This is a genomic window from Hydrogenophaga borbori (genome assembly GCF_003417535.1).
Taxonomy (GTDB): domain Bacteria; phylum Pseudomonadota; class Gammaproteobacteria; order Burkholderiales; family Burkholderiaceae_C; genus Hydrogenophaga; species Hydrogenophaga borbori.
In genome coordinates this window covers 132,480-157,426 of sequence record NZ_QVLS01000003.1, presented here as the reverse complement: position 1 = coordinate 157,426, position 24,947 = coordinate 132,480, and the positions used below count along the sequence as shown (strand labels likewise).

The 24,947-nt window shown below is 68.7% G+C and carries 20 protein-coding genes and 3 tRNA genes; 17 read left to right on the top strand and 6 right to left on the bottom strand.

Annotated elements, in window-relative coordinates; genetic code table 11:
- Window positions 1–20: 20 nt before the first annotated feature.
- The 9 genes from DY262_RS06480 to DY262_RS21570 all read left to right on the top strand — a co-directional run bounded on the left by DY262_RS06480 (window position 21) and on the right by DY262_RS21570 (window position 8,333).
- On the top strand, window positions 21–722 hold the full coding sequence (locus DY262_RS06480; RefSeq protein ID WP_116958144.1) for an SPOR domain-containing protein: 702 nt from the start codon (window positions 21–23) through the stop codon (window positions 720–722).
- Window positions 723–735: 13 nt separating this feature from the next.
- The gene (locus tag DY262_RS06475; protein ID WP_116958143.1) at window positions 736–1,221 is read left to right on the top strand and encodes a CvpA family protein; all 486 of its coding nucleotides are present in this window, start codon (window positions 736–738) and stop codon (window positions 1,219–1,221) included.
- Between the two features lie 24 nt (window positions 1,222–1,245).
- Complete coding sequence (gene purF / locus DY262_RS06470; protein ID WP_116958142.1) at window positions 1,246–2,748, top strand: amidophosphoribosyltransferase; 1,503 nt, start codon at window positions 1,246–1,248, stop codon at window positions 2,746–2,748.
- 1 nt (window position 2,749) lies between these two features.
- Window positions 2,750–3,961 carry an O-succinylhomoserine sulfhydrylase gene (locus DY262_RS06465; protein ID WP_116958141.1) on the top strand — a complete coding sequence of 404 codons (1,212 nt, stop codon included), beginning with the start codon at window positions 2,750–2,752 and terminating at the stop codon, window positions 3,959–3,961.
- The gene (gltX, locus tag DY262_RS06460) at window positions 3,958–5,343 is read left to right on the top strand and encodes a glutamate--tRNA ligase (protein WP_116958140.1); all 1,386 of its coding nucleotides are present in this window, start codon (window positions 3,958–3,960) and stop codon (window positions 5,341–5,343) included. Before DY262_RS06465 ends, gltX begins: the two co-directional genes overlap by 4 nt.
- A gap of 74 nt (window positions 5,344–5,417) precedes the next feature.
- Window positions 5,418–5,493 (top strand) — tRNA-Ala (locus tag DY262_RS06455).
- An 83-nt stretch (window positions 5,494–5,576) separates the two neighbouring features.
- A tRNA-Glu gene (locus tag DY262_RS06450) sits at window positions 5,577–5,652 on the top strand.
- A gap of 67 nt (window positions 5,653–5,719) precedes the next feature.
- Window positions 5,720–5,796 (top strand) — tRNA-Asp (locus DY262_RS06445).
- A 1,862-nt stretch (window positions 5,797–7,658) separates the two neighbouring features.
- Window positions 7,659–8,333 carry a hypothetical protein gene (locus DY262_RS21570; RefSeq protein WP_147326186.1) on the top strand — a complete coding sequence of 225 codons (675 nt, stop codon included), beginning with the start codon at window positions 7,659–7,661 and terminating at the stop codon, window positions 8,331–8,333.
- 290 nt (window positions 8,334–8,623) lie between these two features.
- Here DY262_RS21570 and DY262_RS06440 read toward each other — a convergent pair whose 3' ends face one another.
- Both DY262_RS06440 and DY262_RS06435 read right to left on the bottom strand, forming a co-directional pair.
- Window positions 8,624–9,094: a cyanophycin metabolism-associated DUF1854 family protein gene (locus tag DY262_RS06440; protein WP_116958139.1), complete on the bottom strand. Its 471-nt coding sequence runs from the start codon at window positions 9,092–9,094 to the stop codon at window positions 8,624–8,626.
- Window positions 9,095–9,108: 14 nt separating this feature from the next.
- Complete coding sequence (locus DY262_RS06435; RefSeq protein WP_116958138.1) at window positions 9,109–11,454, bottom strand: cyanophycin metabolism-associated ABC transporter; 2,346 nt, start codon at window positions 11,452–11,454, stop codon at window positions 9,109–9,111.
- Between the two features lie 119 nt (window positions 11,455–11,573).
- On the opposite strand from DY262_RS06435, the gene DY262_RS06430 reads away from it, so the two are divergent.
- The 6 genes from DY262_RS06430 to DY262_RS06405 all read left to right on the top strand — a co-directional run bounded on the left by DY262_RS06430 (window position 11,574) and on the right by DY262_RS06405 (window position 18,536).
- Window positions 11,574–13,811, top strand: a complete 2,238-nt coding sequence (locus DY262_RS06430) for a cyanophycin synthetase (protein WP_116958137.1) — start codon at window positions 11,574–11,576, stop codon at window positions 13,809–13,811.
- Window positions 13,811–16,387, top strand: coding sequence for a cyanophycin synthetase (cphA, locus tag DY262_RS06425; RefSeq protein WP_116958136.1), 2,577 nt, complete (start codon window positions 13,811–13,813; stop codon window positions 16,385–16,387). The genes DY262_RS06430 and cphA overlap by 1 nt, the downstream gene beginning before the upstream one ends.
- Before the next feature lie 211 nt (window positions 16,388–16,598).
- Window positions 16,599–16,877 (top strand): hypothetical protein, encoded by a 279-nt coding sequence (locus DY262_RS06420; protein ID WP_116958135.1) that lies wholly within the window; start codon window positions 16,599–16,601, stop codon window positions 16,875–16,877.
- Entirely contained in the window at window positions 16,874–17,398 is a 525-nt protein-coding gene (locus DY262_RS06415) for a tetratricopeptide repeat protein (protein WP_116958134.1), read from the top strand. Before DY262_RS06420 ends, DY262_RS06415 begins: the two co-directional genes overlap by 4 nt.
- A gap of 102 nt (window positions 17,399–17,500) precedes the next feature.
- Window positions 17,501–18,013, top strand: a complete 513-nt coding sequence (locus DY262_RS06410; protein ID WP_147326185.1) for a hypothetical protein — start codon at window positions 17,501–17,503, stop codon at window positions 18,011–18,013.
- 55 nt (window positions 18,014–18,068) lie between these two features.
- The gene (locus DY262_RS06405) at window positions 18,069–18,536 is read left to right on the top strand and encodes a hypothetical protein (protein WP_147326184.1); all 468 of its coding nucleotides are present in this window, start codon (window positions 18,069–18,071) and stop codon (window positions 18,534–18,536) included.
- A 6-nt stretch (window positions 18,537–18,542) separates the two neighbouring features.
- Here DY262_RS06405 and DY262_RS06400 read toward each other — a convergent pair whose 3' ends face one another.
- Genes DY262_RS06400 through DY262_RS06390 form a run of 3 tightly spaced genes read right to left on the bottom strand, consistent with a single transcriptional unit; the run spans window position 18,543 to window position 21,510 of the window.
- Window positions 18,543–19,457, bottom strand: a complete 915-nt coding sequence (locus DY262_RS06400; protein ID WP_116958131.1) for a DMT family transporter — start codon at window positions 19,455–19,457, stop codon at window positions 18,543–18,545.
- Window positions 19,454–19,990, bottom strand: a complete 537-nt coding sequence (locus DY262_RS06395) for a methylated-DNA--[protein]-cysteine S-methyltransferase (protein ID WP_116958130.1) — start codon at window positions 19,988–19,990, stop codon at window positions 19,454–19,456. The genes DY262_RS06400 and DY262_RS06395 overlap by 4 nt, the downstream gene beginning before the upstream one ends.
- Window positions 19,987–21,510: an Ada metal-binding domain-containing protein gene (locus DY262_RS06390; protein ID WP_116958514.1), complete on the bottom strand. Its 1,524-nt coding sequence runs from the start codon at window positions 21,508–21,510 to the stop codon at window positions 19,987–19,989. The genes DY262_RS06395 and DY262_RS06390 overlap by 4 nt, the downstream gene beginning before the upstream one ends.
- A gap of 124 nt (window positions 21,511–21,634) precedes the next feature.
- Between DY262_RS06390 and DY262_RS06385 the strand changes: the two genes are divergently transcribed.
- Both DY262_RS06385 and DY262_RS06380 read left to right on the top strand, forming a co-directional pair.
- Entirely contained in the window at window positions 21,635–23,017 is a 1,383-nt protein-coding gene (locus tag DY262_RS06385) for a phosphomannomutase/phosphoglucomutase (RefSeq protein WP_116958129.1), read from the top strand.
- Window positions 23,018–23,119: 102 nt separating this feature from the next.
- A complete protein-coding gene (locus DY262_RS06380; RefSeq protein ID WP_116958128.1) occupies window positions 23,120–23,977 on the top strand; it encodes a glycosyltransferase family 2 protein in 858 nt (285 codons plus the stop codon).
- Between the two features lie 16 nt (window positions 23,978–23,993).
- Here the strand turns inward: DY262_RS06380 and DY262_RS06375 are convergent, their stop codons facing one another.
- Window positions 23,994–24,932, bottom strand: a complete 939-nt coding sequence (locus DY262_RS06375) for a glycosyltransferase family 17 protein (protein WP_116958127.1) — start codon at window positions 24,930–24,932, stop codon at window positions 23,994–23,996.
- Between the last annotated feature and the right edge of the window lie 15 nt (window positions 24,933–24,947).

Genomic DNA, 24,947 nt, shown 5'->3' with positions numbered 1-24,947 from the left:
ACCAAGGCCCTCGCGACCCCATGATCAGCTCACGCTCCGGCTCCCAGGGCGGCGCCAACGCATCGCCTCCCACCATCGAAGCGGTGCGTCGCCGGGCGCGCCACCGGCTCATCGGCGCCAGCATCCTGGTGGCCGCTGGCGTCATCGGTTTTCCGCTGCTGTTCGACAGCCAGCCGCGCCCGATCGCGGTGGATATCCCGATCGACATTCCGGGCCGCGACGCCGCGCCGCCCCTGGCCAGCACGGCCCGGCCCGCCCCGGCGCCCAGCCCTTCGCCGGCCCCGGCCCCCTCGCCCGCGCCTGCTCCCTCGCCAGCACCGGTGCCCACGCCGGCCCCCAGTCCGGCCCCCGCGCCGAGCCCGGCACCGGCGCCAGCGCCCGCTCCAGCACCCGCACCCGCGCCCGAGCCGCCCAAGCGCGACCCCGCCGAGGCCGCGCGCGCCCAGGCCATCTTGCGCGGCCAGGCGCCGCCCGCCGCCGCCTCCACCGCGAACGAGCGCGTGGTGGTGCAGGTGGGCGCCTTCGCCGACGAGGCCCGCGCCCGCGAGACGCGCCAGAAGCTCGAGCGCGCCGGCCTCAAGACCTACGTGAACGTGGCCCAGACGGCGGAGGGCAAGCGCGTGCGCGTGCGGGTGGGCCCCTTCGACAGCCGCGCCGAGGCCGAGAAGGCCGCCGCGCGCGTCAAGTCCCTGGGCCTGCCGGCCGCCATCCTGACCCTCTGAAAGGAGGGCCGCCATGCTGCTGACCGACTGGGTGCTGCTCACCTTGCTGCTGCTGTCGGTGCTGCTGGGCCTGTGGCGCGGGCTCATGTTCGAGGTGCTGTCGGTGCTGGGCTGGGTGGCCGCCTTCCTGTTCGCCCAGGCCTTCGCTGACGACGTCGTGCCCTGGCTGCCGATCGACAAGGTCGCGCCGCCGCTGCAACTGGCCATCGGCTTCGCGCTGGTCTTCATCGCCGTCGCTTTTCTCGGCGGCGTGCTGGCCTGGCTGGTGCAGAAATTCGTCAACACCGTGGGCCTGCGCCCGGTCGACCGCGTCCTGGGCGGCGCCTTCGGCCTGCTGCGGGGCCTGGTCATCCTGCTCGCCGTCGCGTTGGTCATTGCCATGACGCAGATGCAATCGGCCGCCTGGTGGCAGGACTCGCCCACCGCCAACGCACTGAGCGGCGCGCTGCGCCAGGCCAAACCCCTGCTGCCCGACCCGCTCGCGCGCTACATCCCCTGAACTTCTGAACCCAAGGACACCATCATGTGTGGAATCGTCGGCGTCGTCAGCCAGACCCCGGTGAACCAGCTCATCTACGACGCGCTGCTGCTCCTGCAGCACCGCGGTCAGGACGCCGCGGGCATCGTCACCCAGCAGGGCCGCAAGTTCTTCATGCACAAGGCCAAGGGCATGGTGCGCGACATCTTCCGCACCCGCAACATGCGTGCCCTGCCGGGCAATTGCGGCCTGGGTCAGGCGCGCTACCCCACGGCCGGCAACGCCTACAGCGAGGAAGAGGCCCAGCCCTTCTACGTGAACGCGCCCTTTGGCCTGGTGCTGGTGCACAACGGCAACCTAACGAACGCCCAGGCGCTCAAGCAGGAGCTGTTCCAGACCGACCACCGCCACATCAACACCGAGAGCGACTCCGAGGTGCTGCTCAACGTGCTGGCGCACGAGCTGGAGAAGTGCACGCGCGGTGAACCGCTCAAGCCGGCCGACGTGTTCGCCGCCGTGCGCGGCGTGCACGCGCGCGTGAAAGGCTCCTACGCGGTGGTGGCCCTGATCGCGGGTCACGGCCTGCTGGCCTTCCGCGACCCCTACGGCATCCGCCCGCTGTGCATCGGTCGCCAGGACGGCAGCGTGATGGTGGCCAGCGAATCGGTGACCCTCGAAGGCACGGGCTTCCACTTCGAGCGCGACGTGCTGCCGGGCGAGGCGGTCTACGTCAGCCTCGACGGTGAGATGCACGCCGAGCGCTGCGCGCCCGACGCCGTGCTCAAACCCTGCATCTTCGAGTACGTCTACCTGGCGCGGCCCGACTCCGTCATGAACGGCATCTCGGTCTACCAGGCGCGCCTGAACCTGGGGACCACGCTGGCCAAGCGCGTCATCTCCACCGTGCCGCCGAACGAGATCGACGTGGTGATCCCCATCCCCGAGTCCTCGCGCCCGAGCGCGATGGAGCTGGCGCGCCTGCTGGGCCTGCCTTACCGCGAAGGCTTCGTGAAGAACCGCTACGTGGGCCGCACCTTCATCATGCCGGGCCAGGCCGTGCGCAAGAAGTCGGTGCGCCAGAAACTCAATGTCATCGGCAGCGAGTTCAAGGGCCGCAACGTGCTGCTGGTGGACGACTCCATCGTGCGCGGCACCACCAGCCGCGAGATCGTGCAGATGGCGCGCGACGCCGGCGCGCGCAAGGTCTACCTGGCCAGCGCCGCGCCGCCGGTGCGCTTCCCCAACGTCTATGGCATCGACATGCCCACGCCCGGCGAACTCGTGGCGCACGGCCGGTCGGTGGAGGAGGTGCGCGAGATCATCGGCTGCGACGCGCTGATCTACCAGGACGTGGACGGCATGAAACAGGCCGTGGGCTCGCTCAACGCCCAGCTCGACGGCTTCGACGCCTCCTGCTTCGACGGCGTCTACGTCACCGGCGACATCACGCCGCAAGACATCGAACGGCTCAACCAGGGCCGCCCGCAAAGCGAGGAGGGCGAAGAAGACACCTCCCGCCTGGCACTGCCGAACGCCCAGGAGGCCTGAGTTGGACGACGCGCTGAGAAAAACCCTGCACCGCGACACCCTGGCGGTGCGCGAGGCCGTCGATCGAAGCCCCTATGGCGAGAACTCCGAGGCGCTGTACCTCACGAGCGGCTACGTGCAGTCCTCTGCCGAATCTTCGGCTCGCCGTTTCGCGGGCGATGAGGAGGGCTTCACCTACGGCCGCTACGGCAACCCCACGGTCACCAGCTTCGAGCGCCGCCTCGCCGCGCTGGAAGGCAGCGAGGCCGCCATGGGCACGGCCTCGGGCATGTCGGCCATCCTGCTCATGTGCCTGGGCCTGCTCAAGGCGGGCGACCACGTGGTGTGTTCGCAGTCCATGTTCGGCTCGACCATCAAGCTCATCGGCAGCGACCTGGCGAAGTTCGGCGTCGAGTCGAGCTTCGTCCCGCAGACCGACGTGGGCGCCTGGAAGGCCGCGCTGCGCCCGACCACCAGGCTGCTGTTCGCCGAGACGCCCACCAACCCGCTCACCGAGGTCTGCGACATCCAGGCCCTGGCCGATCTGGCGCACAACGCCGGCGCGTTGCTGTGCGTGGACAACTGCTTCGCCACGCCCGCGCTGCAGCGCCCCATGGATTTCGGCGCCGACATCGTCATGCACTCGGGCACCAAGTACCTCGACGGGCAGGGCCGCGTCATGGCCGGCGCGCTGTGCGCCAGCCAGGCCCTGGTCACCGAGAAGTTCCTGCCCATCATGAAGAGCGCGGGCATGACGCTCGCGCCCTTCAATGCCTGGGTCATGCTCAAGGGCCTGGAGACGCTGGACATTCGCCTGCGCGCGCAAAGCGCCAACGCGCTCGCGCTGGGCCGCTGGCTGGAGGCGCACCCCGCGGTGGCGCGCGTGCACAACCCCGGCCTGCCCAGCCACCCGCAGCACGCGCTGGCCATGAAGCAGCAGAGCGGCATCGGTGGCGCGGTGCTGTCCTTCGACGTGAAGGCCTCCAACCCCGAGCAGGCCCGCCAGCGCGCCTTCCACGTGCTCGATTCGCTGCGCGTGCTCTCGCTGTCCACCAACCTGGGCGACACCAAGACCCTGTGCGCGCACCCCGCGAGCACCTCGCACGGCCGCCTCACCGAAGCGCAGCGCCAGGCGGCCGGCATCGGCCAGGGCCTGATCCGCGTGGCCGTAGGCCTCGAACACATCAACGACATGCAGGCCGACCTCTCGCGCGGCCTCGACACCCTCCCGTGAAAGTCCGCACCCGTTTCGCGCCGTCGCCGACCGGCTTCATCCACCTCGGCAACATCCGCTCGGCCCTGTACCCCTGGGCTTTCGCGCGCTCGCAGCAGGGCGACTTCATCCTGCGAATCGAGGACACCGACCTGGAGCGCTCCTCGCAGGCCGCGGTCGACGTGATCCTGGAAGGCATGGCCTGGCTGGGCCTCGACCCCGACGAGGGGCCCTTCTACCAAATGCAGCGCATGGACCGCTACAAGCAGGTGCTGGCGCAGATGCAGGCCCAGGGGCTGGTCTACCCCTGCTACATGAGCGTGGCGGAGCTCGACGCCCTGCGCGAGCGCCAGATGGCCGCCAAGGAAAAGCCGCGCTACGACGGCACCTGGCGCCCCGAGCCTGGCAAGACCCTGCCGCCGGTGCCCGAGGGCGTGAAGCCCGTGCTGCGCTTCAAGAACCCGCAGGGCGGCGTGGTGGCCTGGGACGACAAGGTCAAGGGCCGCATCGAGATCCGCAACGACGAACTCGACGACCTCGTGATCGCACGCCCCGATGGCACGCCCACCTACAACTTCTGCGTCGTGGTGGACGACATCGACATGGCCATCACCCACGTGATCCGCGGCGACGACCACGTGAACAACACGCCGCGCCAGATCAACATCTTCCGCGCCCTCGGCCAGGAACCCCCGGTGTATGCGCACCTGCCCACCGTGCTCAACGAGCAGGGCGAGAAGATGAGCAAGCGCAACGGCGCCAAGCCCGTCACCCAGTACCGCGACGAGGGATACCTGCCCGACGCGATGGTGAACTACCTGGCGCGCCTGGGCTGGAGCCACGGCGACGACGAAATCTTCAGCCGCGCGCAGTTCCTCGAGTGGTTCGACCTCGACCACCTCGGCCGCAGCGCCGCGCAGTTCGACGAGGCCAAGCTGCGCTGGGTCAACGCCCAGCACCTCAAGGCCATGGCCGACGAAGCGCTCGCACCGCTGGTGGCCGAGCAGTTGAAGAAACGCGGCCTGGTGGCCGACGAGCGCCTGCCGCGCATCTGCGCGCTGTTCAAGGACCGCTGCGACACCACCGTGGCGCTGGCCGACTGGGCCGCGGCCTTCTATGCCGACGTGAACCCGAGCGCACAAGAAACCGCGCAGCACGTCACCGAGGCCGTGAAGCCTGCCGTGGCCGCGCTGGCTTCGGCCCTGGCCGCACTGCCCGCGTGGGACAAGCCCGCGATCTCGGGCGCGCTCAAGCAGGTGCTCGCTGCACACGGCTTGAAGATGCCGCAACTGGCCATGCCGGTGCGTGTGCTGGTGATGGGCACGGCCCAGACGCCGTCGCTCGATGCGGTGCTCGAACTGCAGTCGCGAGAACTTGTGATCGAGCGACTTCAGAAAGCCTGAATTTCTGGCATATAATGCGAGGCTCGCTAGGACGCAACGCTGAGTGATCAGCGAAACGGAACAGCGAACCCTGTGGGGGTATAGCTCAGCTGGGAGAGCGCTTGCATGGCATGCAAGAGGTCAGCGGTTCGATCCCGCTTACCTCCACCACAGTTTCGAAGTCGCGCATGGTAGCGACGGCAGGAAAAGCAGACACTGCCGCTGATACAATGCGAGGCTTCCGTCCAGGTTATGACCCTATCGTCTAGAGGCCTAGGACATCACCCTTTCACGGTGAGTACCGGGGTTCGAATCCCCGTAGGGTCGCCAAACAAGCCGCAAGGCAAGTAGGCACAAGTCGTGGCACTTGGTTCGAAAGAACGAAAGCCGCCTGCCAGGAGTGGTAGTTCAGTTGGTTAGAATACCGGCCTGTCACGCCGGGGGTCGCGGGTTCGAGCCCCGTCCACTCCGCCAGACACATCAACGGGTTACGTGAGAAATCGCGTAGCCCGTTTTCATTTTCATGGCCCATCAGCGCGCCTGGCGCCGGTCGATCGATCGGCTCGCCCCGGCGCACTCACGCATCAGAACGGCGGGCACGGCCTCGCGGCCACTCTCGGCGCAGCCTAGCCCCCACGGGGCTGGGCAAGATGGTGAATGCTGGGCCTGCACGCCGCTCGTGACATCCGGGAACCGGATTCTCGGGTGCGCAGCCTGCGTCGCAGTCTTCACCGCGTTGTCACCATTGATCCACCTGTGAGGGGTCAGATTCGACCGTTCAAGCGGAATCATCCCACTGGCCGAATTGAGTGTTTTACGTGTCTGGATTACTGTTTCTTCCAGACGAACTCTTTGGGCAGTCCGCTCAGTTGGTTGGCGGGGATCCCACGGTATCAGGGAGTAGCTGGGAACGTGTCGACCATTTTCAATGGGTGTTGCCATTGGATGGCCAGATGCACTCTTTCTTTTCTAAAGGTGCTGTTATGAATATCCGTCAATCAAGCTTTTTTAAGCTGCTGCTAAGTGGTGTTTTGACGCTCTTCGCGTTGTTCGGTGCGAGTTCGGCAATGGCGTACACCGGTATCTGGACGTCGGCCGCGATCGAGGGTGGGTCCTTTGTCGCTCAGCCGGGTGATTTCATCCGTTATGGCGTGACTGATATCCCGGATTGTTCAACTCAAGCGTGTACGGGTAATTGGTCCTTCAAGGGATTCACCAGTGCGACGACGGTGTACTGCAACAATACTTGGTGGGGGGGGATCCCTATCCCAATAGGGCAAAGAACTGTGAAAGACTGTCCCTGTTTGGCGTCTCGGGACAGACGGGGGTTAGTTATCAGCTGAAATATGTTGCTCCGGAAGGTAATACCAACCTTTCTTCCACGGTGTCCAACAGTAACTCGGGCTGTGCGGCGTTGGCCATGGCCGGCGTGCCATGTGATACTGCATACTTCATAGGATGGACGAGCAATTCGAGTGCATTTTCGAAGACTGCAACTCTTAATGGTTCGATGACCTGTTCAATTGCATCTTTTGGGGGTGACCCAGTGTGGGGTACCGCGAAAAATTGCTTCTTCCCGAAATAGAGAAATGGGCTAAACGAAGTCTCATGAATTCGGTTGGGGGAGGCTGAAAATTTGGGCCGGTCGTGCCTCAGGGCTATCGACCGGCCGACTCCATGTTTGCGCAAAAAATGCGCCTGCCGACCTATCGGAAAGGTCTGTCATTGTCCGCCGCTGAATTGCGGGGACGTCCTCTTCTTCCTCTCTGGAATAGAAAATAAGGGCAGGAATAGCTCACCTGCCCAGATTCTCAGCGGATCGAATTGCACGTCTCCCTGGCTGGCAGGCTATTTCTCATGGCGGTTCCCAAGGAAGCGCAGCTCGATAAGCGGAAACCTGCTGTGGCAGGGAGGGCCGCTGCGAACGTGTCGACGGGGCCCATGAGCGTCTCCCAAACTATGCAGAGAGCCGCGAGAGGCCGGCGACTATGGCTCATACGTGGGGTCGGCGTATTAGGTGCCTTGCGCTGGCCCCTACGGGGCGTTCATCATGCCGGGCTTCTCTGTAACAGAACGATTCGAAATCCGGGGATAGGGTCAGTTGCATCGACGTGGATGCGGTGGTTGGCGATGGCGACCAGCGTCGCAGTCTTCACCGCCTTGCCACCATTGGTCCACCTATGAGGGGGCGAAATTCGACCGTTCAGGCGGAATCAGCCAACTGGCCGAATGAATTGTCTGGACGGTTGTATTAACGTCTCTCCCAGGCTGGTACATGGGGATGCCTTCCGTAATAGGTCGGCAATCTGCCGCAGGAGGGAGGGGTTACTGGGAACGTGTCGACCATTTCAATCGGTCTTGCCGGTGGATGGCCAGATGCACTCTTTTATTCTCTGTTTAAAGGTGCTCACATGGATATCTGTCAATCAAGGTTGCTTAAGCTCATTTTCAGTTGCTTTCTGACGCTCTCTGCGTTGTGGGGGGCTGGTTCTGCCATGGCATACAGCGGAAGCTGGGCTTCGGTTGCGATCGAAGGCGGGTCGTTCAGCTATTCCCCAGGGGATTTTATTCGTTATGGGGTAACCGATATACCGGATTGTGGAGACACTTCCTGCGGCGGCAAGTGGACCTTCAAGGCATTCACCACGTCGGGATCGTCGGGTTGCAATAACACGGCGTTTGGGGGTGATCCTTACCCCAATCGCGCAAAAAACTGTGAGAAGTTGACATGGCTCTCTGGTTTTGGGCACGGGAGTGTGGGGGCGCCATTGAAGGTTGTGGCCGTGGAGAACAGTTCGACTCTGCTTAAAGACACGGTTGTGAATAGCAATTCTGGCTGCAGCACGGCTGGCTATCTTGCATGCAATACCGTGTTTTATATGGGCTGGTCGGACGGAGGTATTATGATTGGCGACACGTACCAGACTCTCAACAATACGCAAAAGTGCAACAACTCGACTTTTGGGGATCCAGCAGGTGGCTATCTCAAGTGGTGTTTCTTCCCTAAATGAAGGCATGCGCGCCAAGGGGTGGCTGGATGTTCGGCCGCCCCTTGGTCCCGTCTCAATCCTTGACCCAGTTCGGCTCATCAGTTCCCACGCGGCCGATGAGCCGATGTCGCCTTTTCTGATGCAGGAAGACGGCGATGCCTACCCGAGGCCATTCATTCGACGTCTTTTCATCTGGGCCTGTGGCGGGGCGCATTGGCCGCACCGATCGTCATTGACCCGTCTCGGCGTTGCCGGTCGTGGGGCGGCCGCCCAATTCCCCATCCCCGCTCCCTGGCGGAGCGGGTTGGTTGTCATAAAAAGCGATTGAGGATGCGTCGGGACAATCGGTCCAGCGCGAAGCGGTCGGCGACGAGGAACTGCAGGCCATTGCCGTCCTGGATCAACAGACGCTTCCCGTCGAGCCGGCGGATGTCGTCCTCGGCCTTGAGCACCAGTTGCGCGGGGCCGCGCTCGGTTTCCACCGTCCAGGTGCTGGGCGTGGCGTAGCCCGAGACGCCCAGGATGCGCTGGATGCGGGGCATGAACTCGCGCGGCGCCAGTTCTTCCTCGATCAGCGCGCGCGTCGCGGCGTCGAGTGCCGACAGGCGCTGAATCCACACCCGTTCGTGCCCGTCGCTGCCCACCAGCGACAGGCCCTCGTCGGGCGCGGCCAGGGGGAAGGCGCGCACGGGCATTACGCCGGTGTGCACCTGCCCATCGGCGGTGGTGAGCTGCAGCGGGCCTTGCGGGTCTCGGCGCAGTGTCCAGTCGATCGTCGTCATGCTGATCTCCGCGTTCAGTCGGTGCCTGCCGTGGCGCCATGCGCCGTGGGGTTGGCGTTGGGTGGCGCGAGGCTCGGCCCGTCTTCCGCGTCCACGTTGCGCAACTGCGCCATGTAGAGCCGCCAGTAGGCGCCCTCGCGCGCCATCAGCTCGTCGTGAGGGCCCACCTCCACCACCTCACCGCGGTCCATCACCACCAGCCGGTCGGCGCGGCGCAATGTGGACAGGCGGTGGGCGATGGCGATGGTGGTGCGCCCCGCCACGAGGTTGTCGAGCGCTTTCTGGATCTCCTTCTCGGTCTCGGTGTCCACGCTGGAGGTGGCCTCGTCGAGGATGAGGATGCGCGGGTCGATCAGCAGCGCGCGCGCGATGGAGATGCGCTGGCGCTCGCCGCCCGACAGGCCCTGGCCGCGCTCGCCCACCAGCGAGTCGTAGCCGTGCGGCAGGCGCAGGATGAACTCGTGCGCGTGCGCGGCGCGCGCGGCGGCCACGATCTCGGCGCGTGTGGCGTCCGGTTTGCCGTAGGCGATGTTCTCGGCGATGGTGCCGAAGAACAGAAAGGGTTCCTGGAGCACCAGGCCGATGTGGCGTCGGTAGTCGGCCACGGCGAACTGGCGCACGTCGGTGCCGTCGACGCGGATGCTGCCGCCGCTGACGTCGTAGAAGCGGCAGATGAGGTTGACCAGCGTGCTCTTGCCCGAGCCGCTGTGGCCCACCAGGCCGATCATCTCGCCGGGCCGGATGTCCAGGTTCATGCCGCGGATGACCGAGCGGTTGCCGTAGCGGAAGTGCACGTCGTTCAGTGAGATGCCGCCCTCGATGCGCGGGCGGCTCACGGGCTGCGCGGGCTCCGGCACGTTGGAGACGTGGTCGAGGATGTCGAAGATGCGCTTGGCGCCGGCGGCGGCCTTCTGCGTGACCGAGACGATGCGGCTCATGGAGTCGAGCCGGCTGTAGAAGCGGCCGATGTAGGCCAGGAAGGCGGTGAGCACGCCCACCGTGATGTCGCCGCGCGAGACCTGCCAGATGCCGAAGGCCCAGACCACCAGCAGGCCGAGTTCGGTGAGCAGCGTGACCGTGGGCGTGAACAGCGACCAGGTCTTGTTCAGCTTGTCGTTGACCTCCAGGTTGTGGCGGTTGGCCTCGCGAAAGCGGACGGCTTCGCGCTTTTCCTGCGCGAAGGCCTTCACCACGCGGATGCCGGGGATGGTGTCGGCCAAGACGTTGGTCACGTCCGACCAGACGCGGTCGATCTTCTCGAAGCCGGTGCGCAGGCGGTCGCGCACGAGGTGGATCATCCAGGCAATGAAAGGCAGGGGCAGCAGCGTCACCAGCGCCAGCCAGGGGTTGATGCTGAAGAGGATGACCGCGGTCATCAGGATCATCAGCACGTCGGTGGCGAAGTCCAGGGCGTGCAAGGAGAGGAACACGCAGATGCGGTCGGTTTCCGAGCCGATGCGGGCCATGAGGTCTCCGGTGCGTTTGCCGCCGAAGTACTCGAGCGAGAGCGCCAGCAGGTGTTCGAAGGTGGTGGTGCGCAGGTCGGCGCCGATGCGCTCGGACACCAGCGAGAGCACATAGGTGCGCGCCCAGCCGAGGCCCCAGGCCGTCAGCGCCGCCAGCAGCAGGCCGCCGAGCAGCATGGCCACCTGCCAGGGATCGATGCGCTGGCCGTTCTGAAAGGGGATCAGCACCTCGTCCATGAGCGGCATGGTCAGGTAGGGCGGCACCAGCGTGGCGGCCGTGGCGGCCAGCGTCAGGCCAAAACCCAGGGCCAATTGCGCGCGGTACGGTTTGGCGAATCGTCCGAGCCGCAATAGCACCCAGGTGGACGGCGGCCGGTGCAATTCCGGGGTGTCGATTAATTCGTCGCCAATCGGCGACAACTCGCTTTCGTGATTTGGCGACAGCGGTATTGCGTTGGTCGATGATGGGGCGGGTTTTTGCACCGCATCATTTAATCCAGCGCGGTTGCGAAGGGCTTGCAGGCGGTCGAATTCTGCAATGAACCGCAGCGCGCGTGTGTTGTGCGTCGCAGTAAAACGCCAAATAGCCAGCCGCTGTTGGGCGCCGTGCACACTGAGCTGCGCGAGGCCTGCATGGTCGTTGTGCTTCAAGCACAATACGCCACCCAGGGACCACTCACGCCAGCCGGCATCGGCCCCGCCGGGCTCCCAGCTCAACAGCCGTTGGGTGGTCAGCACCAGCAAGCCGGCAGAAAAATTCAATTGCGAATCGAGGTCAAGCTGCAGCCAACTTGAAACCTGCTCGTTGTCCAGCAAGCGCGCCTGCAGACCGTCTTGAAACGGTGGCGGCAAGGCACTGAACGGCGACGTAAGTTCGGGTAAAGGTGAATTCATTAGAAGTGGACCCATCCGGAAAATGACCGGCGCCCGCGGGCGTATCCGATATTGTCCTAGATGAAACGCCGAGTAAGTCCACGGAGCCGCCATCGCGTTATGCCGTTGAATCGACAACCATGAAACAACCCATTCGTTTTCTGCGCGTCAGCTACCTCGGCGGACCGAACATCTGGACCTACCGCCCGGTCCTCGAGAGCTGGATCGACATCGGTGAGCTGGAGGACTACCCCTCGCACCTGCTGCCCGGCCTGTACGAGCGCCTGACGGCCTGGCTGCCTGGCCTGGTCGAGCACCAGTGCGGCGTGGGCGAGCGCGGGGGCTTCCTGCAGCGCCTGCAGGAAGGCACCTGGGCCGGCCACATCCTCGAACACGTGGTGATCGAGCTGCAGAACCTGGCGGGCCTGCAGACCGGCTTCGGCCAGACACGCAGCACGCCGGTGCGCGCCGTCTACAAGATGGTGTTTCGCGCCCGCGACGAGCGGGTGGCGCGGCGCGCGCTCACGCTGGGGCACGAACTGCTGATGGCCGCCATCAACGACAGCCCCTTCGACGTGGCCGCCGCGGTGCACGAGCTGCGCGAGCTGGTCGACGACCACTGCCTGGGTCCCAGCACGGCGAGCATCGTCGACGCCGCGACCGGCCGCCGCATCCCGCACATCCGCCTGAACGACGGCAACCTGGTGCAGCTCGGCTACGGCGCGCGCCAGCGCCGCATCTGGACGGCCGAGACCGACCGCACCAGCGCCATCGCCGAGAGCATCGCCAGCGACAAAGACCTGTCCAAGCGCATGCTCGCCGCCTGCGGCGTGCCGGTGCCCGAGGGCCAGGTGGTCGAGAGCCCGCAGGCTGCCTGGGAGGCCGCGCGCGACATCGGTCTTCCGGTGGTGGTCAAGCCCACCGACGCGAACCACGGCCGGGGGGTGTCGCTGGAGCTGATGCGCCAGGAAGACGTGGAGGCGGCGTTCGCCGTGGCCGACGCCGAAGGCAGCGGCGTCATGGTCGAGCGCTTCGTGCGCGGCCTGGAGCACCGCCTGCTGGTGGTGGGTGGGCGCGTGGTGGCCGCCACGCGCGGCGACGAGGCCTGGGTGACGGGCGACGGCCGCAGCAGCGTGCGGCAGCTCATCGACAGCCAGATCAACAGCGACCCGCGCCGCGGCCTGAACGAGGAATTCCCGCTCAACGCCATCCACCTCGACGAGTACCCCGCCATGGCCGTCGAGCTGCAGCGCCAGGGCCACACCATCGACAGCGTGCCGGCCGCCGGCCAGCGCGTGCTGATCATGCGCAATGGCAACCTCTCGGTGGACTGCACCGACGAGGTCCATCCGGACGTTGCCCGCGTGGTGGCGCTGGCCGCGCGTGTCATCGGGCTGGACATCGCCGGCGTCGACCTGGTCGCGCAGGACATCTCGCGCCCGCTGGCCGATCAGGGCGGCGCCATCGTCGAGGTCAACGCCGGCCCCGGCCTGCTGATGCACCTCAAGCCCGCCGTGGGCCAGCCGCGGCCGGTGGGGCGCGCCATCGTCGACCACCTCTTCGTGCCCGGCGATTCGGGCCGCGTGCCGGTGGTGGGCGTGGCGGGCAGCCGCGGCACCACTGGCATCGCGCGCCTGGTGGCCTGGCTGGCCTCGCTGAGCGGTCCGCAGGTGGGCCTGGCGTGCAAGGCGGGCCTGTTCCTGGGCCGCCGGGCGCTGCAGCACGGCGATTTTTCCAAGGCCGGTGCGGCGCGCCGCCTGCTGATGAACCGCGGCGTGCAGACGGCGGTGTTCGAGAACGACCCGCTGACCATCGTCAACGAAGGCCTGGCCTACGACCGCTGCCAGGTGGGCGTGGTGACCGACGCCTCGGGCAGCCCCGCGCTGGCGGCCTGCCACATCCGTGAGGTCGAGCAGCTCTTCAAGGTCATGCGCACCCAGGTGGACGTGGTGCTGCCCGATGGCGCGGCCGTGCTCAACGCCGCCGACCCGGTGGTGGCCGAGATGGCGCCGCTGTGCGACGGCGATGTCATCTTCTACGCCGAGGACCCCGAGCTGCCGGTGCTGGTGGAGCACCTGGCGCAGTACCGCCGCGCGGTCTTCCTGCGCCAGGGCGACATCGTGCTCAGCGACGGCCAGCAGGAGCATGTGGTGGCGTCGCTGGCCCAGGTGTCGCTGGGCGAGGGCGTGGCCCCCGAAGACAAGACGGCGGTGCTGCTCGCCTCGCTGGCGGCGGCCTGGGCCCTGGACATTTCGCCCGCGCTCATGGCCGCCGGCCTGCGCACCTTCGCCCGCGAAGCCCCGATCGCCCACGCCCCCGTTCGGCGCGAACCCGCGGCGCAGCCGTCCCCCGAATCCCTTGCCGAGAAGAGCCTCTGATGGAACTCACCCGCATCCGGGCCCTGCGCGGCCCCAACCTCTGGACCCGCCACACCGCGATCGAAACCGTGGTGCACTGCGGCGACAACGAACGCGCCCTGGCCAGCCTGCCGGGCTTCGAGGCGCGCCTGCGCGAGCAGTTTCCGCACCCGGGCGCGCTGCACAGCGCCGGCGGCTCGCTCTCGCTGGCCCACGTGCTGGAAGTGGCCACGCTGTCGCTGCAGGCGCAGGCGGGCTGCCCGGTCACCTTCAGCCGCACCTCGGCCACCCTCGAATCGGGCGTCTACCAGGTGGTGGTGCAGTACAGCGAGGAGGCCGTGGGCCGACGCGCGCTGGCGCTGGCGCATGGGTTGATCGAGGCGGTGCTGCGCGGCGAATCCTTCGATCTGACCGCCGCCGTGGCCGAACTGCGTGAACTCGACGAGGACGAGCGCCTGGGGCCGAGCACGGGCTCCATCGTCCATGCGGCGGTGGCGCGCGGCATTCCCTACCGGCGCCTGACCACCGGCAGCCTGGTGCAGTTCGGCTGGGGCAGCCGCGCGCGGCGCATCCAGGCGGCCGAGGTGGACCGCACCAGCGCCGTGTCCGAATCCATCGCCCAGGACAAGGAGCTCACCAAGCGGCTGCTGCAAGCCGCTGGCGTGCCCGTGCCGCAGGGCCGGCCCGTGAGCGACGCCAACGACGCCTGGGCCGCCGCGCTCGAGATCGGTCTGCCGGTGGTGCTCAAGCCGCGCGACGGCAACCAGGGCAAGGGTGTCACCGTGAACGTGACGGCGCGCGAGCAGCTCGACGCCGCGTTCCAGACGGCGGCCGACTATGGCGAAGTGCTGGTCGAGCGCTACCTGCCGGGCAGCGACTACCGCCTGCTGGTGGTGGGTGATCGCCTGGTGGCGGCCGCGCGCCGCGATCCGCCGCAGGTGGCCGGCGACGGCGTGCACACGGTGCGCGAACTGGTGAACATCGTCAACGCCGACCCGCGCCGCGGCGAGGGCCACGCCACCGCGCTCACCAAGATCCGCTTCGACGACATCGCCCTGGGCTGCCTGGCCGTGCAGGGCCTGCAGGCCGACAGCGTGCCGGCCAAGGGCCGCCGCGTGGTGCTGCGCAACAACGCCAACCTGAGCACCGGCGGCACCGCCACCGACGTCACCGACGACGTGCACCCCGAGATCGCCGCGCGCGCCGTGGCGGCGGCGCAGATGATCGGCCTGGACATCTGCGGCGTGGACGTGGTCTGCGAGACCATGCTCAAGCCGCTGGAAGACCAGGCCGGCGGCATCGTCGAGGTGAACGCGGCGCCCGGCCTGCGCATGCACCTCTCGCCCTCCTACGGCCATGCGCGCGACGTCGGCAAGGCGGTGATCGAGGACATGTACCCCGATGGCGGCGACGGCCGCATCCCCGTCGTGGCCGTCACCGGCACCAACGGCAAGACCACCACCGTGCGCCTGATCGCCCACCTGTTCGCGTCCAGCGGCCTGCGCGTGGGCATGACCAACACCGACGGCGTCTACGTCAACGGCCACCAGACCGACAGCGGCGACTGCGCCGGCCCGCGCAGCGCGCGCAACGTGCTGGCCCACCCCGACGTCGACGCCGCCGTGTTCGAGACCGCGCGGGGCGGCGTGCTGCGCGAAGGCCTGGGCTTCGACCGCTGCCAGGTGGCCGTGGTCACCAACGTGGGCGCGGGCGACCACCTGGGCCTGAACTACATCACCACGGTCGAGGACCTGGCGGTGCTCAAGCGCGTCATCGTGCAGAACGTGGCCGAGACCGGCTACGCCGTGCTCAACGCGGCCGACCCCATCGTGGCCGACATGATCCACAACTGCCCCGGCGAGGTGATCTACTTCGCGCAGGACCGCCAGCAGCCCGTCATGGCCACGCACCGCGCCCAGGGCCGCCGCGTGGTCTACGTGGACAGCGGCGCGGTGGTGGTCGAGCAGGGCGGGTTCAGCGAGCGCTTCGAGCTCTCGGGCATTCCCATCACGCGCAACGGCCAGATCGGCTTTCAGGTCGAGAACGCCATGGCCGCCATCGCGGCCGCCTGGGGCGCGGGCCTGGCCTGGGACACGGTGCGCCGCGGCCTGGCCAGCTTCCACAACGACGCGCACAACGCGCCCGGCCGTTTCAACGTGATGGAGTACCGCGGCGCCACCGTGATCGCCGACTATGGCCACAACCCGGACGCCATGCGCGCGCTGGTGCAGGCGGTGGAGGCGCTGCCGGCGCAGCGCCGCTCGGTGGTCATCAGCGGTGCCGGCGACCGGCGCGACCAGGACATCCGCGAGCAGACGCAGATCCTGGGCAAGGCCTTCGACGAGGTCGTGCTGTACCAGGACGCCTGCCAGCGCGGCCGCGCCGACGGCGAGGTGATCGGCCTGCTGCGCGAAGGCCTGGCGGGCGCCCCGCGCGTGCGCGAGGTGCTGGAAATCCGGGGCGAGTTCAACGCCATCGATGCCGCGCTGGAGCGACTGCAGCCCGGCGACCTGTGCCTGGTGCTGGTGGACCAGGTGGAGGCGGCGCTGGCCCACCTGCAGATGCGCACGCGGCAGGAAGCGGTCGTGCCGGCCTGAAACCGAGGGTTCTGACCAGATCGCGCGCCCGAGCGGTGCCGCACGCAAGGCCTCCACACCGTGGAGGCCTTTTTTATGTTTGCCTGATGGGGGTGCCGTGCCCCGAACCTCGGTCGGCGCGGCGCCACTCAGACGCCGTTCGCCCGGCTGCCGGCGAGCGCGCCGTGGCACCGTGCTTCGGCGATGGCTGTCACACCTTCAGGAGGGTTTCATGCAGGCATTCACCCACGCGGTCAAGGGGGCCTTCGGGCATGGCCCGGTCTTCACCGATACACCGACCACGGCGCGGGCCGTGGCTGGCGCCGACAGCCACCCACCACCCCGCCATGCTCCGGGCACCGAACCCCAGGCGGGTGGAGTGCAGGCGGTGGACGCCGTGCTGCGGACCCAGTCCGGGTTGGGCGCCGTGCGCTTCGGGCGGGACGGGCTGAGCCTGGACATGGCCTACACGGCGTCCACGACCGACGGCTCGGTGGGGCAACAACCATGATCCATTCGCTTCCCGCCCACCCCGATCCCGTCATCGAAGGCGCGATCGCCGCTTCCTGCCAATCCCTGGCCGGCATGGGAACCCTGCTCGAACACTGCGCGGACGCGCTGCAGTCCGGCCACAGCCCGGGTGACCTGCGTGGCATGAACCATGAAGACTACGAGGCCCTGTACGCGGTGGCGATGCAGCTCTACGAGGCCGGCGACCACGAGCGCGCCCTGCCCGTGAGCCTGGCCCTGGTCGCGCACGAGGCGCACTCGGTCAAGTACAGCTACCTCGCGGGCCTGTGCCTGCAGAAGCGCCAGCGCTACCGCGAAGCGGCGGTGATGTACCTGCTGGCCCTCGGCCAGGACGCCACCCACGCGCCGTCGGCCTTCCGCATGGGCGAGTGCTGCGCCGCGCTGGGCGAGACCGAGTCGGCCCAACAGGCCTATGAGCACGCCGTGGCGCTGGGCCGCTGCGACGAGCGATACCACCATTTGCAGTCCGAGGCGATGGCGCGGTCGCGGCGCTTGAGCTAGTTGGGGGGGGCGTGCTTCGCGCCCGTGCAACGCGTTTCGCCGGCTTGTGCCGGCCCTTCTCGCCAGGGTGGTGCCCATGGCGTCGTTTCTTCATCAGCCCCCATGCAAGCCAAAACACAGTCCATTCCGACCAACACGGGCCGGTCCCGCTCGCCGGTCGCGGTCTCCGCAGGCCCGGCCCTGGAGGACGCGGCGTCAATGGATGTCGACCCCCCAGAGCCCTCGGCGCTCTGCCCCGCTGCCGCGCGAACCGACGTGCAACCGGAGGCCATCGCCGCCGCGGTGCAGAGCGTCGCGCGGTCACCGCGGGCCCTGGGGTCCGACGCCGAGGCCAGTTCCGATTCCAGCACCGACTCTGAAGCGGCGGCGGGCCATCGATCCTGGACAAACATCGCCAAGGCGATGCTGTTCGGCGGCCTTGTCGGCCCGGGCATGGCCGCACTGATCGCTTACCTGGGTTTCTACGACGACCACGATCTCTTTCTGGTCCAGCACCTGCCGGCGTCCCTGTGCACGGGCATCCCGCTGGGTGCGGCCGCCGTTGGCGCGGCCAGAGCGATGTACGAGTACCAGTTCAACGAGTGGACGCCCCAGGCCCCTCACAGCTTCTGCTGAAGGACCCTCCGCAAGGCGTGCACACCAGCAGCTTCATTTTTTTGGGAGTCATTTCATGCAATCAGCCAGCAAGGCTGCCGGCCGGCGCAAGGTGCCGTCGGACCTGAGCGCTTCATGGCCGGGCGGTTCCGTGCCAGGGGACGGCTTGGACGATCAGCGCCAAACCCGCTTGGAGACGGAGCCGCCGGGGACTGAGCCGCAAGACACGGGCGAGCCGGTGCCAGAGCTGGTGGTGCAGGTTCAGACCAAGTTGAATCGCCCTGCGCTGCCCGAGGCGCCGCTGGACGTGGGCGCCGAAGGGCCGGGCGGGTGGTGCGAGCGGCTGAGGGGGGGCGCAGGCGTGGCCGCGGGGGCCGTGGCAGGTACGGCGGCGTTCGTTTTCCTGGGGGTGCCTCTGATCCTGAACGGTGAACTGGATCCGGGCGCGATTGCCGGGCGGGTGGCCGGGAGCCTGGCCGGTGCCTTCGGCATCGGGGTGCTCACCAGGGTGGCGGAAAAAATCATAGGGCCGCATTGCCTCTAGCCGCCCTCAGGGTGCCTGGCGTTCGAGCGCTCGCACCTTCACCAAGCCCGTCGACAGCGCCGTGCCGCACACGATGACCAGGCCGCAACCCACCATCCAGGCGCTCACCATTTCGCCCAGGAACACCGCGCCGTAGACCAGGGCGAACACCGGGATCAGGAACGTCACGGTGAGGGCCTTGGCTGGCCCGGCGCGTTCGATGAGGTGGAAGTAAAGGATGTAAGCAATGGAGGTGCACAGCACGGCCAGCGCCACCACGGCCGTCCAGGCGCCTGCGCTCACCGGCTGCGAGGGCCAGAGCCAGGCCATGGGCAGGGCCAGCGCCAGCGCCGCGCCGATCTGGCTGCCGCTGGCCGAGGCCAGCGGGTCCACGCCCGACAGGTAACGCTTGGTGAAGCTGGCGGCAATACCGTAGCAGAGCGTGGCCAGCAGGCAGGCGCCCATGGCCACCAGCGACATGACCGAGCCTTGCGCGCTGGTCGCGCCGCGCGCGTCCACGCCCGACTTGCCCAGCACCAGCAGCGTGACGCCGACGAAACCGATCACCAGCCCCAGGATACGCGAGCCACCCGGTCGGTCCTTCAGCCAGAGCCAGGCCACCAGCGCGCCGGTGAGCGGCACCGTGGCATTCAGGATGGCCGAGACGCCCGTGGGGATGTGCAGCACCGCGAACGAAAACAGCAGGAAGGGCAGGCCGGAATTGAGAAGGCCCACCAGCAGGATGGGCCGCCAGCGCGCGCGGAAGTCGGCCCAGACGGCGGCCTTCAGGAACATGGGCAGCAGGCACAAGGCCGCGATGCCCACGCGAAGGCCCGCCGTGGGCACGGGCCCGAACTCGGCAGCGCCCAGGCGCATGAACAGGAAGGACGCGCCCCAGAGGGCGGCGAGCGCGACGAATTCGAGCAGCAGCAGGGGGGTCATGCGGGCATGGGGATGGGTAGGGGGGCAGGCCGCCCGGTGGCTTCGAGCCGCAGCAGGGCCTGTTTGCGCGGCAGTCCGCCAGCATAGCCGGTGAGCCCGCCGCGCGCGCCCAGCACCCGGTGGCAGGGCACCACGACGCTGAGCGGGTTGCGGCCCACGGCCGCGCCGACGGCGCGCACGGCGTTCGGTGCGTCCAGCCGGCGGGCGAGTTCGCCATAGCTCAGCGTGTGGCCGGCCGGGATGGCGCACAGCGCCCGCCAGACGGCGGTCTGGAAGGGCGTGCCGAAGGACAGGTCGAGCGGCAGGTCGAAGGCCAGTCGCCGCGCGGCGAAGTGGTCGGCGAGCTGGTGGGCCGCCTCGCGCAGCACAGGGTGGTGGGGGTCGGGCCGCCACGACGCGACCAGGGCCGGCTCGGGCGCGTAGCGCTGGTCGTGGAACCAGGCGCCGGCCAGGGCGTGTTCGGTGGCGGCCAGTCGCAGGGGGCCCAGGGGGGTGGCGATGGTGGTCTGGATGAGGGTGTGGGGCAGTTTCATGGCGAATCCGTGGCGGGGGTGGGGGGAGGGGCCGCGCGGTAGAGGCCGGCCCAGGCGCGCAGCACGGCGTAGCTGCGCCAGGGCTGCCAGGCCCGGGCCAGGGCCTCGCAGGCGCGTTCGCGCTCGCGCGGCGTCCCGCTCAGGCCCAGGGTGTTGTGCAGGGCGATGTCGGCCGCGGGCCAGGCGTCGGGCCAGCGCAGCGCGCGCATGGCGATGTATTGGGCCGTCCAGGCGCCGATGCCTGGCAGGGCGGTGAGCGCGCGCGTGGTGGCGGCCAGATCGGCGTGCGGGCCCAGGTCCAGTGCGCCGTCGGCCACGGCGCGCGCCAGCGCCTGGATGGCGACCTGGCGCTGGCGCACGATGCCCAGCGTGCCGAGGCCCTCGCCGCTGGCCTCGGCCAGCGCCTGGGGCGTGGGGAAGAGGCGGTTGAGCGCCGGGTCGGGGGTGTCCAGCGGCTCGCCGAAGCGCGCCACCAGCCGCCCTGCCAGGGTGCGCGCGGCGGCCACTGTGACCTGCTGGCCCAGCACGGCGCGCACCGCGAGCTCGAAGCCGTCGATGGCGCCGAGCACGCGCAGGCCGGCGCCACCGGGGAAGTGCGTGCCCAGCACGGCCTCGATGGCGTGCGGGTCGGCGTCCAGGTCGCACAGCGCGCGCACGCGCCAGATCAGCGTGGGCAGGGCGGGCAGCAGGCCGTCGCTGGCGTGCAGCCAGACGCGGTGGCGCTCGGGCTCGAAGCGCAGGCCGAACCAGCCGGTGTGCGCGCCCGAGGGCGTGTGCAGGCGCAGCGTGCGCCAGTAGCGCCCGGCGGCGAGGTCGGTCGCGTCCACCCCGGGCAGGCGGCGGGCGTCGAGGAACGCCAGCAGCGGCGCCACGTCCAGCGGCGGACGCCACCCCAAAGCGATGGCCTGGCTGCCCGCTTCGCCGCTGCTGCCGCGCCGGCGCATGGCCGTGGGGCTCAGGCCGTAGCGCTCCAGCAGTGCGGCGTTGAATCGGCGAAGGCTGGCGAAGCCGCTGGCGGCGGCCACGGCGGACACGCTCAGGCGCGTGTCGGTGAGCAGCTGCTTGGCCGCGAGCAGGCGGCGCGTGTGCAGCACCTGCAGGGGCGACACGCCCAGCCGGGCCTCGAACACGCGGCGCAGGTGGCGGTCGCTCACGCCCAGCCGGGCGGCCAGGCGCTGCATGGCGGGGCCGTCGTCGCCGGTCCACTGGGCGGGGTCGTCCAGCAGCCGGCTGGCGTGCTGCACCAGCAGCTCGCTGGCGTCCTGCGTCGACCAGGCACGCGACAGCGGGGCCAGCTCGGGGCGGCAGCGCAGGCAGGGGCGAAAGCCCGCGCGCTCGGCCTGGGCCGCGTGGTCGAAGAAGCGGCAGTTGGCGCGCCGCGGCGTGCGCACCGCGCAGACCGGGCGGCAGTAGATGCCGGTGGAGGTGACGCCGGTGAAGAAGCGGCCGTCGAAGCGGGCGTCGCGCGCGCACAGCGCGAGGTAGCGGGCGTCGTCGTCGGTGGCGGTTCGGGTGTCCATGGCGGCCATGGTAGGCCCGCGTGCGCCGGCCGACCCGCCGTTTCCGGACATGATCCTGTAACAGGGGGCCGGCACCCCGCTTCCTACAATGCCCGCTTTGCCATCACCTCACGGGAGCCCCTGCATGCAAGTGTCCGCCTCCATCTTCAAGGCCTACGACGTCCGAGGCGTGGTGCCAAGCACGCTGGACGAGCGCGTGGCCGAAGCGCTGGGCCTGGCGTTCGGCACCGTGGCGCGCCGCCAGGGTGAGCGCACCGTGGCCGTGGGCCGCGACGGGCGGTTGAGCGGACCGGCGCTGTCGGCCGCGCTGATCCGCGGCCTGGTGGCGGCCGGTATCGACGTCATCGACGTCGGCATGGTCACCACGCCCATGCTGTACTTCGCCGCCGCCACGCTGTGCCACAGCGGCATCCAGGTCACCGGCAGCCACAACCCCAAGGACTACAACGGCTTCAAGATGGTGCTGGGCGGCCGGGCCATCTACGGCGAGGACATCCAGGCCCTGCGCCAGCTCATCGAGCGCGACGGCGGCGAGCGCGCCGAGGGCGGTCGGGTGCGCCACGTCAACGTGGCCGGCCCCTACCGCGACCGCATCGTGGGCGACGTGAAGCTCGCGCGGCCGATGAAGATCGTGGTGGACTGCGGCAACGGCGTGGCCGGCGCCTCGGCGCCCGCGCTGTTCCGCGCCCTGGGCTGCGAGGTGATCGAGCTCTTCAGCGAGGTCGATGGCAACTTCCCCCACCACCACCCCGACCCGAGCAAGCCCGAGAACCTGCGCGACGTGATCCGCGCCCTGGCCGAGACCGACGCCGAGCTGGGCCTGGCCTTCGACGGCGACGGCGACCGCCTGGGCATCGTCACCAAGGACGGCCACAACATCTTCCCCGACCGCCAGATGGTGCTGTTCGCGCGGGACGTGCTGTCGCGCGTGCCGGGCGGCGCCATCGTCTACGACGTCAAGTGCTCGCAGCGCCTGGGCCCGGCCATCGAGGCCGCCGGCGGCGTGCCGCACATCTACAAGACCGGCCATTCGCTGATCAAGGCGCGCATGAAGGAGCTGGACAGCCCGCTCGGTGGCGAGATGAGCGGCCACATCTTCTTCAAGGAGCGCTGGTTCGGCTTCGACGACGGCAGCTACGCGGGCGCGCGCCTGCTGGAGATCCTGAGCCGTCACCCCGACGCCAACGCCGTGCTCAACGGCCTGCCCACCAGCCACAGCACGCCCGAGCTCAACGTGGCCTGCGCCGAGGGCGAGCCGCACGCGGTGGTCAAGGCGCTGGTGGACCTGGCGCGCTTCGAGGCGCCGGCGCGGGTCTCCACCATCGACGGGGTGCGTGTGGACTGGCCCGACGGCTTCGGGCTGATCCGCGCCTCCAACACCACGCCGGTGCTGGTGCTGCGCTTCGAAGGCCAAACGATCGAGGCGCTGCACCGCATCGAGGCGACGATGCTGGACCTGCTGAAGCAGGCCAAGCCCGACGCCGTCGTGGGCGCGAGCGCGCATTGACAAATATGAACACCCCCGCGGCGCTTCGCGCCACCCCCTCAAGGGGGCAATGCCAGCGGCCCGGCAAAGCCGGTTCCGCGGCATTTCCCGATGAGGGCACGCATGGCTGAGGATCTGCTCAATGACGTGACCGTGGTGCTGGTCACGTTCCACAGCGCCCATTGCCTGCCCGCGCTCGACGGCCTGCTCGCCCACTGCCCCCACGTGGTGATCTCCGACAACGGCAGTGGCGACGGCACGCCCGGGCAGGCGCGCGCGCGCTGGCCGCGCGCCACGGTGCTGGAGCATGGCCGCAACCTGGGCTTCGGCACGGCCAACAACCGCGCCATCGCGCGGGTGAAGACGCCCTTCGCCTTCCTGCTCAACCCCGATTGCGAGGTCACGCCGGACGGCCTGCGCGAGCTCGTGCGCGCCGCGCAGGCGATGCCCGAGGCCGCCGTCGTCGCGCCGCAGCTGGAAGGCGCGCCGGGCCGGCCCGACGTGAACTACCGCTGGCCCAGCACCCTGTGGCCCTCGCGCGGGCCCGGCGCCGAAGGGCCGGCCTGCGTCGGCTTCGTGGTCGGTGCGGCCATGCTGCTGCGCCTCGAGCGTTTCGAGGGCGTGGGCTTTTTCGACGAGCGTTTCTTTCTCTACTATGAGGACGACGACCTCTGCCTGCGCCTGTTCCAGCACCAGCGCCCGCTGGTGGTGTGGCCCGCCGTGGCGGCGGTGCACCGCGCGCGCGGCTCCGTCAAAGGCAAGGCACCGTGGAAAAGCGAGTACCTGCGCGGCTACCACCACGCGCAGTCCAAGCTGATCTACACGGCCAAGCACCGCTCGCCCGCGCAGGCGCGGCGGCAGCGCTGGAGCGTGCTGCTGGGCACCACGGTGGCGCTGCCGTTGCGCGCCATCGCCTGGTCGCCGCGCCTGCTGGCGCGCATGGCGGGCCGCTGGATGGGGTTGGCGCGCTGGCGGCCTTAGCGGCCGGCGTGGGGCCTCAGAAGGCGTTCCAGATCCGCAGGCGCAGCTTGTCCCAGGCGCGCCGCCAGCGCGGCCGCTCGCGCTGACGCCGCAGCACGGCGGCCAGGCTGCCGGCGCTGCGGATGTCCTCGGGCGCGCGCAGTTCGGGACGCTCCCGAAACCAGCGTTCCACGACCTCGGGGGCCCATTGCCCGGCGGTGAGCTGCACGCGACCCCATTGCTTGGGGCGGTGGTAGATGTCCTTGCCGGCGTACAGGCGCGCCAGGTTCTTCTGGCGATCGCGGTACTTCGGCTTGTTGAGGTTCTGGTGCGAGAAGCGCTCCAGCTTCTTTTCGATCATCTCCATGCCGCCCAGGTAGCTGAAGTGCCAGCCGGCGTCGGGGATCACCACCTCGCGCATCGATTGCCTCAGCGCCTTGTCGTTGCGCAGGTCCTCGGGCGTGTGGCGCAGGGCATCGGCGCCACTGACGGCGATGGCCTTGCGCCAGAAGGGCTCCGAGATCATGAGGTAGTCGCAGTAGAAATAGAGCATGAGCTGCTCAAAGACCTGAACCTCGCCCGCGGGCACGGGGCCGATCTTCTCCGGCCGCAGGATCTCGTCGACATCGGCGATGACCACCACGTCGCCGTCGGCCGCATCGGCATAGCCCTGGCGCAGGGCATCGCGCTGGCGGCGCTCGCGGTCCCAGGCCGTCTTGCAGCCCGCGAAGCTGTTCTCGCTCAGGGGGAGGTAGCGGATCTTGGACATGGCCCAGCCGAAGCGCGCCGGGTCGAAACTCAGGGCCTTGGCGTGCCCAGCGAAGGTCAGCGCGGCCTCGACGATGACGAAGACATCGACGCGGTCCCAATGCGCGCGCAGCCTCAGATCCAGGCAGTCTTCGCCGTCGTAGGTGAAGCAGTCGTAGACCCTGGGCGCGGCGCCAGGATCCCGGGGGTCAAAGAGCGGCAGGCTCATGGGAAGGGCCGTTTC